Origin of the sequence: Xylanibacter caecicola, assembly GCF_013166515.1 — a bacterium.
Taxonomy (GTDB): domain Bacteria; phylum Bacteroidota; class Bacteroidia; order Bacteroidales; family Bacteroidaceae; genus Prevotella; species Prevotella caecicola.
Genome location: NZ_JABKKJ010000023.1, coordinates 22,376 through 39,151 on the forward strand (window position 1 = coordinate 22,376; position 16,776 = coordinate 39,151).

At 42.5% G+C, this 16,776-nt stretch carries 13 protein-coding genes and 1 rRNA gene; 10 read left to right on the forward strand and 4 right to left on the reverse strand.

What is annotated here, in order from left to right:
• Positions 1 to 12: 12 nt before the first annotated feature.
• From HPS54_RS10690 to HPS54_RS10730, 9 genes are all read left to right on the forward strand, one after another.
• The gene (locus HPS54_RS10690) at positions 13 to 3,132 is read left to right on the forward strand and encodes a SusC/RagA family TonB-linked outer membrane protein (RefSeq protein ID WP_172345442.1); all 3,120 of its coding nucleotides are present in this window, start codon (positions 13 to 15) and stop codon (positions 3,130 to 3,132) included.
• Between the two features lie 2 nt (positions 3,133 to 3,134).
• On the forward strand, positions 3,135 to 4,775 hold the full coding sequence (locus tag HPS54_RS10695) for a RagB/SusD family nutrient uptake outer membrane protein (protein WP_253951995.1): 1,641 nt from the start codon (positions 3,135 to 3,137) through the stop codon (positions 4,773 to 4,775).
• Positions 4,754 to 5,014: a RagB/SusD family nutrient uptake outer membrane protein gene (locus tag HPS54_RS13200; RefSeq protein ID WP_287229029.1), complete on the forward strand. Its 261-nt coding sequence runs from the start codon at positions 4,754 to 4,756 to the stop codon at positions 5,012 to 5,014. Before HPS54_RS10695 ends, HPS54_RS13200 begins: the two co-directional genes overlap by 22 nt.
• 257 nt (positions 5,015 to 5,271) lie before the next feature.
• On the forward strand, positions 5,272 to 5,688 hold the full coding sequence (locus tag HPS54_RS10700; protein WP_253951996.1) for a hypothetical protein: 417 nt from the start codon (positions 5,272 to 5,274) through the stop codon (positions 5,686 to 5,688).
• Positions 5,689 to 5,722: 34 nt separating this feature from the next.
• Positions 5,723 to 6,718: a DUF4466 family protein gene (locus HPS54_RS10705; protein WP_172345443.1), complete on the forward strand. Its 996-nt coding sequence runs from the start codon at positions 5,723 to 5,725 to the stop codon at positions 6,716 to 6,718.
• Complete coding sequence (locus tag HPS54_RS12860; RefSeq protein ID WP_216653074.1) at positions 6,715 to 9,207, forward strand: BNR-4 repeat-containing protein; 2,493 nt, start codon at positions 6,715 to 6,717, stop codon at positions 9,205 to 9,207. The genes HPS54_RS10705 and HPS54_RS12860 overlap by 4 nt, the downstream gene beginning before the upstream one ends.
• 10 nt (positions 9,208 to 9,217) lie before the next feature.
• The gene (locus HPS54_RS10720) at positions 9,218 to 10,600 is read left to right on the forward strand and encodes an alpha-L-fucosidase (RefSeq protein WP_172345444.1); all 1,383 of its coding nucleotides are present in this window, start codon (positions 9,218 to 9,220) and stop codon (positions 10,598 to 10,600) included.
• 870 nt (positions 10,601 to 11,470) lie between these two features.
• The gene (locus HPS54_RS10725; protein WP_172345445.1) at positions 11,471 to 12,343 is read left to right on the forward strand and encodes a sugar phosphate isomerase/epimerase family protein; all 873 of its coding nucleotides are present in this window, start codon (positions 11,471 to 11,473) and stop codon (positions 12,341 to 12,343) included.
• Positions 12,340 to 13,005, forward strand: coding sequence for a DUF3826 domain-containing protein (locus HPS54_RS10730; RefSeq protein WP_172345446.1), 666 nt, complete (start codon positions 12,340 to 12,342; stop codon positions 13,003 to 13,005). Before HPS54_RS10725 ends, HPS54_RS10730 begins: the two co-directional genes overlap by 4 nt.
• A 180-nt stretch (positions 13,006 to 13,185) precedes the next feature.
• On the opposite strand, the gene HPS54_RS10735 is transcribed toward HPS54_RS10730, so the two are convergent.
• The gene (locus HPS54_RS10735) at positions 13,186 to 13,713 is read right to left on the reverse strand and encodes a hypothetical protein (protein WP_338142816.1); all 528 of its coding nucleotides are present in this window, start codon (positions 13,711 to 13,713) and stop codon (positions 13,186 to 13,188) included.
• A gap of 534 nt (positions 13,714 to 14,247) precedes the next feature.
• On the opposite strand from HPS54_RS10735, the gene HPS54_RS10740 reads away from it, so the two are divergent.
• Positions 14,248 to 14,745 (forward strand): DUF6359 domain-containing protein, encoded by a 498-nt coding sequence (locus tag HPS54_RS10740; protein ID WP_172345448.1) that lies wholly within the window; start codon positions 14,248 to 14,250, stop codon positions 14,743 to 14,745.
• Between the two features lie 140 nt (positions 14,746 to 14,885).
• Here HPS54_RS10740 and HPS54_RS10745 read toward each other — a convergent pair whose 3' ends face one another.
• From HPS54_RS10745 to rrf, 3 genes are all read right to left on the reverse strand, one after another.
• Positions 14,886 to 15,386 carry a hypothetical protein gene (locus tag HPS54_RS10745; protein ID WP_172345449.1) on the reverse strand — a complete coding sequence of 167 codons (501 nt, stop codon included), beginning with the start codon at positions 15,384 to 15,386 and terminating at the stop codon, positions 14,886 to 14,888.
• Positions 15,387 to 15,731: 345 nt separating this feature from the next.
• A complete protein-coding gene (locus tag HPS54_RS10750; protein ID WP_172345450.1) occupies positions 15,732 to 16,163 on the reverse strand; it encodes a transglycosylase SLT domain-containing protein in 432 nt (143 codons plus the stop codon).
• A gap of 536 nt (positions 16,164 to 16,699) precedes the next feature.
• A 5S ribosomal RNA gene (gene rrf, locus HPS54_RS13140) occupies positions 16,700 to 16,776 on the reverse strand; the annotation flags it as partial.

Genomic DNA, 16,776 nt, shown 5'->3' on the forward strand with positions numbered 1-16,776 from the left:
TATTTAATGAATATGAAACAACACTATATTCGTGCATTCTGCTGCTTCATCACTGCAATGGCACTGGCTCTGGCAAGCCCTGTCGCGGCACAGAAGACCAAGCAAGAATCACAGACACCATATACAGTAAGCGGTTCCGTTACAGACAGCAGCGGAGAGCCACTTACCGGTGCAACCGTAACAGTAAAGGGAACAACCAATACTGCAATAACAGATATTGACGGTCACTACACACTTGAAAATGTTCCAGGTTCGGCTACAATAACAGTATCTTACATTGGTATGAAAACCAAGGATACGGCAGTAAAAAACCGCCGTCAGATTGCCATCATTCTTGAGGAAGAAGCAATGGAAAGCAATGAAGTGGTCGTTGTCGGCTATGCCATACAGAGAAAGGTTGATGTCACCGGTGCTGTATCAAACGTGAAAATCGACGAGCAATTGAATTCCCGTTCGATGGCAAACCCGGCCATGGCACTTCAAGGAAAAATACCGGGTCTGGCAGTATCGCAGTCAAGCGGTTTGGCAGGCGACAATGGAGTAGAACTCCTGATACGAGGCATGGGAACAGTGAATGATGCCAGTCCTCTTGTCGTTGTCGACGGAATGCCGGACGTATCACTCAGCCGCCTAAACCTTGATGACGTGGAGAGCATATCAGTTCTTAAAGATGCGGCATCGGCCTCGGTATATGGTTCGCGAGCAGCAAATGGAGTGATTCTTATAACCACCAAGAATGGAATAGCCGGCAGTAAGGCAAGAATCAATGCATCTGCCTCATACACATTCGGTCTGCCAACCAATGCATGGAGCTATATGAGCGACTATGCACGCACCATGAGACTGCATAACCGGAATGCAAGCACAAATACATTGCCTATAAACTATCGTTTCAAACAAGGCACAATTGACGAGTGGCTTGCCCTGTCCATGAACAGTCCGCTAACTCATCCAAGCACAGACTGGTACGACGTGGTTATGCGCAACTATGCATTGAAAAAGTATAATGTATCGGCACAAGGCAGCGTTAAGGATTTCTCGAACTACTATGTATCAGTCGGTGTGGTCGACGAAGACGGTATGGTCATGAACAATGACTACACTCAATATAATGCACGGCTCAACTATGAAGCAAAGATAAAGAAGAACATCACCATTGGTGCAAGGTTCGCAGGCAACTGGTCGAAACAGGCTTACGGCAATGACGGTTCTTACAGCAGTATCATTGATGCAAGAATGATGCGTTATGCCATACCGGGCATAACCCCATACGACCCTGCAACAGGGCGTTTCGGCGGGATAATGGCTGAAGGCGAAAACTCACAGGCGTTCAATCCTTATTGCACATACAATAACATGATAACTCACACAAACCGTCAAGAAGCCAACGGAAGTATAAAATTAGAATGGAAACCGTTGAAAGGATTTACGGCAAGCGGTGAGTACGCACTAAACTACTACAACCAGTTCAGAATGAGAAGCGACATTCCCGCCGATGGATATAATTTCCAGACCGGTATGATTTCAAGAACCTACGTAGCACAGGATGCCGGTGTGGAAAACTACTCAAATACAGGATTTAAACAACAGTTCACTGGCAAGGTGTCCTACGACTTCACAGTTGCAAAAAATCACAAGTTTACCCTGTTGGGTGTCTATAGTCAAGAATACTGGTACAACCGGAACCTGTCTGCTGCAAGCAAGGACAAGATATATGATGACCTGACAGAGATAGACGGCACACTGAAGAACCCTTCAAAGATAAATATCGGAGGCAACAGCGACCGCGAGGGACTCGTGTCATATATTGGTCGCATTAATTACAATGCCTACGGCAAATATCTAATGGAAGCAACACTGCGTGCCGATGGTTCTTCAAAATTCTCTGATGGTCATCGCTTCGGCTATTTCCCATCTGCATCATTAGGCTGGTTCTTTTCCGAGGAATCATTTATAAAGAATATTGCCGGTAACTGGCTCGACATGGGTAAGATACGTATTTCATACGGAACACTGGGTAATAACAGTGGAGTGAAGAAATTCGAACAGCAGGAACTTCTTACTTCAGCCAACTACATTATCAATAATGAAATTGTCAAAGGTTTGGTGAACAAAAAGATGATCAACAAAGCATTCTCATGGGAGAAGACCCAAGTAATGAACGTTGGTCTTGATATGCGTTTCCTGAACAACCGCCTGGGCATGGAACTCGATTACTACGACCGCTTCACATCCGGTATGCACCGCCCATCCGATCTTTCACTCTTGTTGAGCGGAGCCTACACGGCACCCCGGGTTAATGTGGGTGAGATGCGTAACCGAGGCGTGGAATTAAACCTATCGTGGAAAGACAATATAGGGGATTTTTCATATAACCTTAACGGAACCTTTAGCTATAACAAGACACGACTTGAAAAATGGAACGAATATATTGGCCGCAATCAGACAGATGACAACGGAAACTATCTGATATTCCTCAATATGCCTTATGCATACCTATACGCTTACGAAGCTATTGGAATAGCACAGTCATGGGAGGACATTTATAACAACACACCGCAAGGCGCCCAGCCGGGAGACATCTTATACAAAGACCTGAATGGCGACGGTCGCATAGATGATAATGACATGCGTGCTTATACAGATGTGCAACAAGATCGTCCCACCATCAATTATGCACTGAACACATCTTTTCAGTGGAAAGGTTTCGATGTTGCCATAATGTTCCAGGGTACTGCCGGAAGAAAAACATTTTACCAGACAGTAAACAATAGTTCTAACCTATCGAATGAAGGTCGTGCTGCCGTGACCGAAGATCAGTTCTACAACACTTGGACACCGGAGAACCGAAATGCCTCATTACCAAGAATGGGTGGAAACAACAATAACAGGAAGTCTACTTATTTTCTCAACAATCTGGCTTATCTACGTATGAAGAACATACAGGTAGGATACAGACTTGACAGGAAATGGATGAATGCAATAGGCTTGTCTTCCATGCGCGTTTATTTCTCTACGGACAATCTGTTCACAATAACGTCATTCAAAGGACTTGATCCTGAGAAGAGAGATATCAACGACGGCTATCCTTTGACACGTTCATTCACATTTGGAATTAACTTGGAGATATAATTATGAAAAGAAATATAATGTATGCTTGCCGTACGATAGTAATAGCGATCGGCACACTTACACTCACCTCATGCTATGACAACATACTAAATCAAGAATCTACGTCTGAGGTACCCGGTTCAGGTTTCTGGAAAACAGAGGCTGATGCCACATATGCCCTTATGGGATGCTACAACCATGTAAGAGGCTTATTTGACCGTGACTATTATTTTGACGGACATTCCGACATGCTTCGCGTAAGAGATGGCGGTGGCACCATGAGTACGAGTGCCGGCAATATAGTACGAGGAGGTGCATATCAAGGCGGCTTGTACTTCCCTGATCCTACATGGGGATTCGGTGCAAAGAATGATAACTATTATAAATTCTGCTACGGCGGAGTAAACAGGACCAACTACGTCATTGGTAATGTTCAAAAGATGCTTGACAATGCCGGCGGGACTTCACGCGCCGGACTGGAAACCGTCATTGCAGAAGCACGCTTGATGAGAGGCATGATATACATGCGTCTAATATCCATGTGGGGCGATGTACCGTATATTGATTTCATTGTCAATGACAATAGTGAGGTAATAACTCTACCAAGAACAAAACTCGAAGTGATAATAAACAAATGCATAGATGATTTTACCTATGCCTACGAACATCTGCCCCAAAAGGCTGTTGACAAGGGCAGAGCAAGCCAGGCGGCAGCTTTGGCATTCAGAGGCAAAGCATATCTCTACTGGGGCTCTTGGAATAAGAACGGCTGGCCGGAGCTCGACGGTTTTGTTCCATCTGAAAAGAAAGCCCAAGAGGCATTCAAGCTTGCTGCCAATGACTTCAAGGATGTAATAGAAAACTATAACCTGAATTTATTTCGCAACGGGGAACCGGGCGAATGGGGAGAAATGGGCAAGTGCGATGTACTACCCAACTACTTTTACTTGTTTATTCCCAACACAGTAAATGACAACAGTGATGGAGAGAATATCTTCTTTTTCACACATGGGGGTCCTTCCACAGGGCAAGGGGAGGCTCTGATGAGAGACTTCGGTTGCCGCAGCACCGGCAACTCGCAGGCATGGGTATTTCCATACTATGAAGTGGCAGACAGATATCAATCAACGATTACCGGTGACTACTGTGAGAAACTTATTCCCATGAATCCGAACAGTCAGCCAAATGCACGTACAGCCAAGAACTCTGCAATCAATCCCGAAAGTTATCGCAATCGCGACTATCGTATGAAAGCAACGCTACTATGGGATTACGAGCATGTGACAGGTATCGATAACACCGGTACCGTAACAGGAGATGTGGTATTCATACACAAACAGAACAACAAGAAAGTCAACATTGACGGCATTGAGTATAACACATGTCGATACGACTCTGACCCATACGGATTTTTCTTCCGTAAATTCTTACGCAACTATGGCGGAGCCACACGTGATGAAGGTAACATGAACTGGCCCGTCATGCGTCTTGCCGACGTCTTTCTTATGTATGCAGAAGCAAGCAACGAAGTGGAGGGACCGACCCAATATGCCATAGATCTCGTAAATCGCGTACGCCACAGGGAAACCTGCCGGCACTTAAACCGGAGAAAACGGCAGACAAGGCGTCATTTTTCGAAGCCATTGAGCAGGAACGCTTTATAGAACTGATGGCAGAAGGCAAGCGCTCATTCGATCTTCGCAGATGGAGACGCATAGAAAAGGCATGGAACGTATCTCCCGGTTGTTCAGGAATCTATGTACTTGACACACATGGTGCGAAAAAACAAGGGTGGTTTATCAATCCTACTTCAAGAGATCTGGAGCGTGCATACATTTTCAAGATTCCACAGAGTGAGAGAGACAGGAACCCTAATCTGACACAGAACAGACCATGGTTATAACAACTGATATTTCAGACAAGAAACATTCAATTATTTACAATGAAGTCATCTAAACTTTTATGAGATTCAATATTTGCCTTTATTTTTTGAGGATGTTTTTGCACTTGAAGAGGGAGTGTAGCGGGCTATTCGACCGATGAAAGGGTAAAAACAGACCAAAAAGAAAAGTGAAGATTGGATTTAGAAAAGATAAAAGTTTAAGATTTTTATTCGTCATAAAAGTTTAGATGACTTCAATAATAAACAACAAGATGACAATGATAAAACGTATAAATAAAATATTCCTCACATTGTTCACCATAACGGCTATGATGAACTGTTTATGCTCATGCGATGACTATCCTGTTGATGAGGACGGGCTATTGATTACCGGGCGCCAAGATTGCTACGTGGGAAGTTTCGAACTACTGGGAGAGGATCATCACTCCGTAATAGCCACAGTAAAAGTAGACACTGTGGCATGCGAAATTCATGCCGAACTGATGTATGGCACAAACCTGAAGAAACTATGGCCTCAGTTTTCGCTGGCTACAGACTGCAAAATATCACCGAAGATTACGGGCTGGGAAGATTTCTCCAATATCGAGAAACCGCGTAAATGGACCATAATATCGGGAAACCGAAAGGTAAAAAAAGAATATACATTATATATTACAGTTCAGCAACCGGATTAAAAACACATTGACAAATGCCTAATATTATAAAGAAATGAAAAATATTAATACGATTATCGGATTATCTCTATCCGTTTTGGTACTAAGCATAACAGTTGCATGCAACGATGATGATGCCTACACGCTTCCGGAAGGAATAAAGAATTTATCTGACGATTGCCTGAAAAATTCAATTGGTGTAAACATGGTCGGACAAAGTATTGATTTCTCATACGCCATGGCTATGCCCAAAGGCACAGGTCATATCATAGAGGCATCGGTGAAAGCATCGGCAAAGGGCTCCGATGGTACATACCTGGATAACATGTCATATCACACTAACGGCGGATACGACGAGGGCGTCATGATTGGTAATAAATGTGAGAATTATGACAACATAACCAAAGTGACATTTACCCGCGACACATGTGCCGCCACCTTACGCTATTTCTATATCATCCCTGAAGAACTTAGGGGCAAAGAGGTTTCATTCGAGTTTTCATCCAAAGACAGCAATGGCAATAGGACTACCAGAAAAATGGGACCATACTCCATATCAAATATGGACATGGCACTTGATATAAAACTAAAAAACAAAGACTGCTTCTCCATCAGCCGGATGAGGGTGCTTACAAAGGAAGAAGCGGAGGCTAATCCGGAAGATGTGGACTTTGTATATTCGTTCCAGATAAAAAGAGGTGTTACTTTCAACCATGCGTTCATATCACCTACCCAAGCAAATCTGACGCAATACATGCAAGGTATAACATTGCCCGGCGGAATATCCAACAGCACGAAGATGGCTCGTACATACGGTAGTTGCGACCAGCAACTGGCACGTAACGAAAACGCTGTATTCGTGGATGATATTGACATGAAGAAAAAGACTTTCGACAACACTCAGGACTTCATGATTAACATCATTGAGAAAGGTGGTGCGTGGATGGAAACTGCCGATGGCAAGTATAGAGCATACGTCTACGTAAATACTGCTGCTTCGAATAAAGGAGGAATGACAATCAGTCTGAAACGTCTTAAGATGCAGCAATGATGAGAAAATATATCATATCATTTGCAATGCTACTTTGCATGCCATTATCCATGGGTGCAAAATCAAGTAAGGCTGAAGGATACCGTGGTATATGGTATTCGTTGAACCAGTTCTCTGAATATGGTGACAAGTACTCCGGCGGACTGGGCACTTATACAGCAGACCATACACCGACTGCCGTCTATGCAAAGAAAGCGAAAAAAACTTTTTTCCTTTACGGTGGCACGACAAAAGCCGACGAACGACATCTGCAAGTATGCATCGGAGCATATAACCATAAAACGGGCAAAGTGACACGTCCTGTCATCGTATGCGACAAAAAAGGTGTAGACGACCCTCACGACAACGGTTCGATATGTATCACGCCAGACGGTCACATCTGGGTGTTTGTGAGTGGACGGAACGTTACTCGCAAAGGGCAGATATTCCGTAGTGTCAAACCATATGACATCAATGATTTTGAAGAGGTTTATAAAGGAGTGTTTACTTATCCTCAACCATACTATGTTGAAGGTAAAGGCTTTATCTTGCTCTATACCATGTACACTGCTCCCAATACCCGTGGACGAGAGTTGTATTTCTCCACCAGCAAAGACGGACGTGAATGGACAGAGGCTAAGAAAATAGGCGCGATAGAAGGACACTACCAGATAAGCGTACAGGACGGACAACGTATTATAACAGCCTTCAACTATCACCCACGCAGCTCTGCCGATACGCGTACCAACCTGTATGTCATGCAGACTACAGACATGGGCAAGACATGGAAGAACATCAAAGGCGATGTTCTTTCCACACCTCTGAACGAACCGTACAACCCTGCATTGGTGAGAGATACCAAGAAAGAGGATAAGCTGTTATATCTGAATGATATAAACATAGACAAAGACGGCAATCCTGCTGTGCTTGCAATAAAAAGCAGTCATTATCAACCCGGACCGAAGGGTAACCCGAGAGAATGGATACTTTACAGATATAACGGCAAGACATGGACCGAACAGACTATCTGCACATCTACTCATAACTACGATATGGGATCGCTCTACATCAATGGTAATGAGTTGAATATCATAGGACCAACAGAACCCGGTCCCCAGTATTATGGTACAGGTGGAGAAATGGCACTATGGAACAGCCGCGACAATGGTATATCATGGGAAAAAGTCCGCAACATTACCGGCAACAGCGACAGCAACCACTCGTATGCACGTCGTCCGTTGTTTGCCCGCAATGATTTCTATGCATTCTGGGCAGACGGTAACAGTAATCATATCACTCCGTCATACTTATATTTCTGTAACAAAGAAGGTAACAAACTGTGGCGGTTGCCTTACACTATGGAAGATGACGAAGTTATGCCTGAACGAGTATCAATGGAAGATAATAACCAAGGATGGATAAATAAAGCTCTGACAAGTGCACTGAAACAATCTGAAATATTACTAAGTGAAATCGAGGCAAAAGGCGAAGGCGTCTTTCCTCGTTCTGTAGATATGAACGGCAAGCTGATGCTGAGCGATGCAAGTTGGTGGTGCAGCGGTTTCTTTCCCGGAGTGCTATGGCAATTGTATGAAGCGACCAACAGTAAGAGAATGCACGACGGAGCACTCCGGCTAACTCTGCAACTGGCTTCGCAACAATACAACAAAACCACTCATGACCTTGGTTTCATGATGTACTGCAGCTATGGGCAGGCATACAAATATCATACTACGAAACATATCAGGCAAGTTCTTGTGAATGCGGCTTATTCTCTGTCATCAAGATTCAACGGCAATGTGGGCTGTATCCAATCGTGGGAGCCTTGGAACTGGTGGCAGTTCCCTGTCATAATTGACAACATGATGAATCTGGAACTGTTGATGTGGGCTGCCAATGAAACAGGAGACACCAATCTGAGAGATATAGCTATACGCCACGCAGACACAACCATGAAAAATCACTTTCGCGATGATTTGAGTTCATACCATGTCGTGTCTTATAAAAAGAATTCGGGCGAGGTAGAATTTCAAGGTACCAATCAAGGGGCAAGCGACTCTTCGGCATGGGCAAGAGGTCAGGCATGGGGATTATATGGCTACACAATGATGTATAGATTTACACATGACAAAAAGTATCTATACATGGCACAGGGAATTGCCAAGTTCATGATAAATCATCCCAACATGCCAAAAGACTACATACCTTACTGGGATTTTTCAAGGCACGACTACCGTGACTCTTCATCGGCAGCAATAATGGCTTCTGCCCTGCTTGAACTTGCATCATACAGCGATGAATGTGACGCTCAAGAATTTATCAACATTGCAATAAAGCAACTGAAAAATTTGTCTTCCGGAAAATACCTTGCACGACATGGTGCACAGCACGGTTTCATATTGAAGCATGGTGTAGGCAACTACCCTATCAATTCCGAGATCGATGCTCCGCTTAGCTATGGTGACTACTACTATATTGAAGCGCTCATAAGACTGAAGAAAAAACGATAAAACTAAAAAAATGAGAATACTGTTTCTACTGTTTGCCATGCTGTCGTCATTGACAATGACTGCACAGCAAAGATTTGAACCAAACTGGAAATCGCTTGACAAGCGCAAAACCCCATCATGGTTTGAAGATGCCAAGTTTGGGATCTTCGTACACTGGGGTGTCTACTCCGTACCTGCATGGGCACCGAATGCCGACAATGTGTACACACGATATGCGGAGTGGTACTGGCATCGCATAATAGAAGGTACGCACGAAGGTGAGGAGTTCCTGAAATTTCACAAGACAATGTATGGAGAGAAAGCCAAATATCAGGATTTTGCGTCCCTATTTAATGCAGAGTTATTCAATGCCGACCAGTGGGCATCACTATTCAAGCGTTCGGGAGCGAGATACATCGTACTCACTTCAAAACATCATGAAGGTTTCACACTATGGCCTTCGGCCGAGAGCGTAAACTGGAACTCTGTTGACATCGGTCCTCACAGGGATATCTGTGGAGAACTGACGGATGCCGTGAGACTGACAGGACTCAAGATGGGGTTCTACTATTCTTTATATGAATGGTATCATCCGCTCTATCGTACGGATGTCAACAGATATGTAGCAGAACACATGTTGCCTCAGCTAAAGGATCTGACAGAGCGATACAAACCGGAGATAATATGGACCGACGGAGAATGGGAACAGACCGACAAGACATGGAGAGCCGAAGAGTTCCTCAGCTGGCTTTACAATGACTCACCTGTAAGGAAGACCGTAGTGGTAAACGATCGTTGGGGACGTGACACACGTGGAAAGCATGGTAGTTTTTATACAACGGAGTATGACCTTGTTCACGATGACGACGCAAAGAACATGACCTACACCCATCCATGGGAAGAGTGCAGAGGCATCGCCGGTTCGTTTGGTTTCAACAGAGGAGAGAATATCGAGGATTATTCTACAGCCAAACAACTCATAGAAATATTGATTGACAAGGTCTCGAGAGGCGGCAATCTCTTGTTGAATGTCGGTCCCACAGCAGACGGTCGTATACCTGTCATCATGCAGGAACGCCTGTTGCAGATAGGCAAGTGGCTGTCTGTTAACGGTGAGGCTATATATAACTCACGTCAATGGAATAATATGCCTCAAGAAAACCGTCGGCAAGGTGTATACTATACTGTCAATGCCAATAATACATACGCCCTTCTTACCAATACCCAAAAGCAGACACTATATATAAAAGGTGTAAAGAATCCTACAGAAATCAGTATGTTGGGCTACAATAAGCCTATCTCATGGCATAAGACTGCAGATGGCATCAAAATAGAGATTCCCGCAATAAGCGTTGAAGAGAGTCCCTGCGACTATGCTTGGGTAGTGAAAATAATATCTCATGAAGCAAAATGACAAGCACGATACCCTTCGTGGTGTATTATTCATCGAACTCAAAATACATGTTTTTCACTCTATACATGTCATATTACACGGTAATTAGTACTCCGTTACAAAGTAATTAATGCGATTTCGACGAATTATACAATCTACCCACTGTCTCTCCTTTGGAAAAAGGAAGAACACAGTTTTGGTATTCTTCACTCTGTTACCTGTGACACTTGTGACACTAATGACACTTGTCTATATAAAGACCTGAAAAATATAAAATATATGTCCTTTAAAGGAAGGGTATTTATTATATATAGGAATGTTATAAGAACAGGTGTCATTAGTGACACAAGTGTCACAAGAACCATTTCATGTTATAACCTCCCACCCCCTGTCCTCATAAAGTACGCCACTTAACATCGCAAACCTACGCACTTTACACTGTAAACCTACGCACTTTACAACGTGATGTTACGCACATCACAGGCTAAAGTGGCATACTTTACGTGGGGTGGGAATAAGTGTAAATTCATCACATGTTGATTAATACTTCCTTGCTTTCCAAAACATGCTCTTTTACATTCTGAAAGGTGACATATTGGAACGTAAAAGACGGCATATTACAGGATGAAACAAGGCTTATTGAAAAGAAACAAAACACACACTTCCAGATATTTACGTAATAAATAACAACAAAAGACATTATCCGAATATTTGACAAAAGAATAAAACAATTTATTCCCGCATTTATAAATTCTTCTTTCTTGCTGTCTGCAAAGACAATAAATATTTCCGACAAAAACAAATCAGCCTTTTCAACACGCTATTTCTCCATACATATATTTATATCCGTTTCGGATAGTTACAAACAACAACGTGGTACGTTATAGGGATATGAAAAAGATACATATTTATATCATGTCTGCGCTTCTTGCCATAAGTTCGTTCATGCCTGAACTTGCAATGGCACAACAGCGCTATCAGGTTGGCGTTTGCGACTGGATGGTATTGAAACGCCAGAAATTGGGAGAATTCAAACTTGCCCACGAACTTGGATGTGACGGATTAGAAATGGACATGGGCGGACTGGGACGCCGCGACTCGTTCGACAACAAGTTAAGAAATCCTGAAATGGTTAAAGTGTTCAGACATACAGCGGACAGTTTCAATATTAAAATAGGTGCAATTGCCATGTCCGGATTTTACGGACAGAGCTTTGCTAAGAAAGCAACTTACAAATGGCTCATTGAAGACTGTCTCAACACAATGGAAGTAATGGATGTGAAAGTCGCATTCCTACCGTTAGGAGGATGCGGCAATAACTGGACGGACTCTCTGCAATTACGCAAAGAGATTGTGACACGTCTGCATGAGGCGGGAGAGATGGCAAAGGCACGCGGAAAGGTAATCGGCATAGACACACCGCTCGATGCAAAAGGAAATCTGAAGCTGTTGAAAGAAATAGGTTCTGAGGGAATAAAGATATTCTATAAATTCCAGACTGCCGTAGAGAATGGTCTGGATATTGTCAAGGATATCAAAAAACTCGGCAAGGATAATATATGTGCCATACACGCCAGCAATACCGATGGCGTGTGGCTGCGCAATGATAAGGCTATAGACATGCCGGAAATAAAGAAGACACTCGACAAAATGGGTTGGAGCGGATGGATGTTTGTTGAACGGAGCCGCGATATAAAACAGGTCCGCAACGTAAAGAAAAACTATGGTGAAAACGTTAAATACTTAAAAGAAATATTCCAATGAAAAAAGTCTTATTAATAACAATGGCGTTGCTCACATTAAATACAGCAACAATCAGGGCTATAGACCTGGACAAAGAAGGTCGTGACCCGCAATATGTAAACACAATCCTCGGACGTGCAAAGAAAGTAACCGATGCACTTGAAATAACAGGGACAGAGAAAGGCAATCAAGTTCTGAACATCGTTGCCAACCGCTACTTCAAACTTAACGACATCTATAACGAACGTGACAGTATAAAGAAAGTTGCCGGAACGCTCACAAGCGAAGCAAAGAAACAGAAGCAGCAAGAGGCAGAAAGCATAAAAGACATGAAGCTATATCGCTCACATTTCGGTTTTATAGCAGACCTGTCACTCTATCTTACAGACAAAGAGATAGAAAAAGTTAAAGACGTGATGACCTACAATGTAGTCAACGTAACATACAAGGCACAATGCGACATGATACCTACGCTGAAAGAAGAAGAGAAAGTGCAGATACTGTCATGGCTGAAAGAGGCACGCGAGTATGCAATCGATGCCGAAAGCTCAAAGAAAAAGCACGAAACATTCGGCAAGTACAAAGGCCGTATAAACAACTATTTGAGCAAACGCGGATACAACCTTACCAAAGAACGTGAGGAATGGGCAAAGCGCGTCAAGGCACGCGGAGAAACTTTATAATTGATCTTTAAGGAGATAAAGGGAGATATAATCAAGGAGATAGAAGAAGATATGAGGAGATAAGGGAAGATAAAATACGTATGTCTTGTATTTGTCATAAGACTAGACTATTGTCCTATATCTTCCATGGCGCAAGCCACATATCTTCTCCTATCTTCTTTTATCTCCTCTTTATTTAAATTACTCCATCAACGTCATGTGATACCCCATACGTTTAAGCTGCACGGCAGCTCCCGCAAGATACAGTTGATGCAGACATGACACATACGCACGGAAAGCCACAGGCGTGCCTGCCTCAAAATTCTGATGACGCAACAGACTGTAAACACGCGAAGCACACTCACCGACAAGTTTCTCGGTTGCCGAATAATCATCTCCGTCCAGCATCAAAACACTTTCGCGTACATATTCGTCCATATTGTCATATCCGCGTTTGTCGCGCATATAAACATACAGATCATCTATATTTGAATAAATCTCCCACTCCGTATCCCAATATTTTGCCACAGCCATACCTATATACATCATCCAGCCTAACGAAACAGTGGGATAATCACCAAACTCACGCACACCATCGGGCAGATACGCCTTTGCTATTTGTTCCCATTTACCCTCCACATCCGGGCATTCCGGCAAACGCTCGTCGAGCAATCCCAATACTCTTAAATATCTGTGCAAATCTTCACCAATCGCTTTTTCAAAATTCATATTCATAAGTCAACTATATTTTTACGGGTACAAGGGTGTGTAAAAAGGAGATAACTCCGTATTTTACATGACCTTCTTCTTGCGCCAAATGCTGAGACTCAACTTAGCTTATACAAAGATACAACAAGAAATTTATTTATACGAGGAGAAAACGGATAAAGATATTGTCCTTTATCCCCGAACTCGTGTAAATAATCGATATATCCGGAACATATTTCAGACGGTATTCCATAAACATGAAATGCGCAACAAGAAAGTGGCGATAAATACAAAATATTTGTCAGAATATGGAAAGAAAGGAGATATTATACTGATTATATTAATAAAAAACGTACTTTTGCTTCATAAATCCGTGTCATGACACAAAAATATAGCACAAAACATGCTTTTTCAAAGGAAATACTATCCTAACAAAACACAGACAAAATGACATACAATATAACAATAATTTGTTTCAGGCACCTGCTTGTTAAATAAAAGTCGTATCTTTACCGCAATTAATCTAATACACCTATGAAGCTGATAAAACTTTTTATGACCTTACTGTTATCATGTCTGCTATTGTATTCATGCGAGAAACCTTATTCCGAAGAGGACACCACGCCAAACATAAATACGGGAGGGAACAATAAGCCATCCGGCGGTGACAATGATCCCGACGGCAATACAGGTACCGGAGAATATAGCACCGGAGATGTGGTTACAGTAAAAGAATTTATAGAGAAAGAAATAAACTGCCAGGTGTTTGTAGTAGGATATATCGTGGGAGACTGCACAAAAAGCATATCAAATGCCAATTTTGAACAGCCGTTCACCCAACCGCAAGCATTGCTCATTGCCGACGACATGAACGAGAACAGCACGGACAAGGTGGCATCGATACAACTCAAGTCCGGTTCGAGGTGGAGAAGCGAATTAAACCTTGAAGACAATCCCAAACTTCATCGCCGCAAGGTGATGGTATTCGGGTTTAAGGAAAGATATCTCGGCGTGCCGGGAATAAAGAGCATAGATGCTTTCGAGTTCATATAATCCGTAGGGATGTTTTCTGAAACATCCAACGACATTACGCGGATATCAATCCATGCGGTTTCGGATGTTCCAGAGAACATCCCTACGGATAAATATCGTCTATAATTTGTGCAATATTACCAAGAATAAAAAAACATTCCTCAACGCCTTTTATCAGAACGTTTCCAAGGTTTGTACACAGAAACGACAGTAACAACTGTCAGCAATATCAGCTGCAACAAACCGGCAACGGCATTGGCGGAAACATTATGCCAGTAAAGGGCGGTATCGCCTCCACCTTCCATTACAGCCTTTCCTATGATGACATTCTCCTTTACAAGCGGTCCCATATAGAATGTTCCGAACAGTATCATGAAAATTGTTAGCACCCATTTCAACACAAGCCACTTGTGCTTGAAAAATCCCCAGTTTGTAAATATCCCATAGACAATACCCGTAACAAGGCACCCTACAGCACCCGGCACAAGTATCTGCATGTCTATAGCTTCAAGTATCTCCGCCATCCAATACATGCCGACAGCATCGTTCACATCGACAAGATGACGCAACAGGTTCATTGATATGGCTGAACCAAACCATGCAATGGCACAAACAAGGTGAACGACCTTGAGTGCTTTCATTCCTTTCGCTGATAATTTCATTTGTCCGTTCTTTATTTAATATCAAAATATTGACATACACACATAACCTGTCTTAATACACTTTATAAGTACTTTTCCAATAGTCCTCACATTCTTTCGTGATAACGGATTTCCTCACGTTTAATAAAACTCACTCTAACTTTGCAGATAAAGCGGCGCGACAAATTTATATATAATTCGTCGAACAAATGTTAAAATAAAGATATATTTCTCTTAAACAAAAAAAAGAACCATATCAAACTCTAAATTGAGTAATGATATGGCTCTTTATATTTACCCCAACGTACAATATCTCCATCGAAAGATACCTATTCAGGCACATCTGCATATTCAGCAGAGGTATCCTTATTTCATCAATTTCCTCACTTTATTATAATAACGCTGCGTACCTTTCACACTATAATTCATCCCTCCGTTCCAAGCACGTATTGCCTGCTCAATGTTATTACCGGGATTATGATAAGACTGTATAAGGAGAAACATCTCTTTCGATTTAGAGACACTGAAACGGTCTGCCAATGTATATCTCTTCTTGCTCCCTCTTCGCTTCAATATTATATTGCATTCTTTTACACAAATCGGAGTAATCTGCATAGCCCCACAAGAATTACCGCTCACGGCACGTGGGTTGCCCTCACTCTCCACTTGAATAATCGCGTCCATCACCGGATTCCAATCAAATTTATTTGTCCTCGCATTCCCCGTCGCAGATGCAGCTAAAGGAACAAATAACAACATAAATAACAATACCAAATCTCTCTCAAATATTCTCTTCATAATGAACTATTTTTGGTATCTGAGTATGGTAAAAACACATGCTTATACTCACGGCAACAATTCTGATGAGAATAATAAAATCGTGCCTGGATACCAGTTAGAAACTAAACAAAATACGGCTTAAAACAACAATCAAGCCTATCCTGTCCTTTTTACCGGCGCAAAGTTACAAATAATATTAATAACACACAAGCAAAACCATGATATTCGACATTATATTAAGTCAGGTTAACACTCTGAGCTACAACACCTTAACATAAATCAAGCGACACTCCGCATCAAGCGTCCTTTATATAAAGAGACGAAGTATTCAGATTCCAACAGCTAATTCGGACATATACAACATGTAAAAAAGAAAGGGCACAAAAACAGTGTTTGTAACAGAGTATAGAAGCGTAGTTAAGGTATAAAAACATTCTGACAAGCACACAACAGTACTGATATATTCAGTATCCCAGTGTACAGATACATATACCCCCAAAAAACAATCCGTCCCGGAAACCTCCTGCCGTGGAAGTGTCCGGGACGGAAATCAAAGAAGGCGGCTACCTACTCTCCCGCATTGCATTGCAGTACCATCGGCGCGGGCGGGCTTAACTGCTCTGTTCGGAAT

Excerpts from the sequence above, each read along its gene's own strand:
- HPS54_RS10690 (WP_172345442.1), top strand. The coding sequence starts at position 13 with ATGAAACAACACTATATTCGTGCATTCTGCTGCTTCATCACTGCAATG.
- HPS54_RS10695 (WP_253951995.1), top strand. The coding sequence starts at position 3,135 with ATGAAAAGAAATATAATGTATGCTTGCCGTACGATAGTAATAGCGATC.
- HPS54_RS10700 (WP_253951996.1), top strand. The coding sequence starts at position 5,272 with ATGATAAAACGTATAAATAAAATATTCCTCACATTGTTCACCATAACG.
- HPS54_RS10705 (WP_172345443.1), top strand. The coding sequence starts at position 5,723 with ATGAAAAATATTAATACGATTATCGGATTATCTCTATCCGTTTTGGTA.
- HPS54_RS12860 (WP_216653074.1), top strand. The coding sequence starts at position 6,715 with ATGATGAGAAAATATATCATATCATTTGCAATGCTACTTTGCATGCCA.
- HPS54_RS10720 (WP_172345444.1), top strand. The coding sequence starts at position 9,218 with ATGAGAATACTGTTTCTACTGTTTGCCATGCTGTCGTCATTGACAATG.
- HPS54_RS10725 (WP_172345445.1), top strand. The coding sequence starts at position 11,471 with ATGAAAAAGATACATATTTATATCATGTCTGCGCTTCTTGCCATAAGT.
- HPS54_RS10730 (WP_172345446.1), top strand. The coding sequence starts at position 12,340 with ATGAAAAAAGTCTTATTAATAACAATGGCGTTGCTCACATTAAATACA.
- HPS54_RS10735 (WP_338142816.1), bottom strand. The coding sequence starts at position 13,713 with ATGAATTTTGAAAAAGCGATTGGTGAAGATTTGCACAGATATTTAAGA.
- HPS54_RS10740 (WP_172345448.1), top strand. The coding sequence starts at position 14,248 with ATGACCTTACTGTTATCATGTCTGCTATTGTATTCATGCGAGAAACCT.
- HPS54_RS10745 (WP_172345449.1), bottom strand. The coding sequence starts at position 15,386 with ATGAAATTATCAGCGAAAGGAATGAAAGCACTCAAGGTCGTTCACCTT.
- HPS54_RS10750 (WP_172345450.1), bottom strand. The coding sequence starts at position 16,163 with ATGAAGAGAATATTTGAGAGAGATTTGGTATTGTTATTTATGTTGTTA.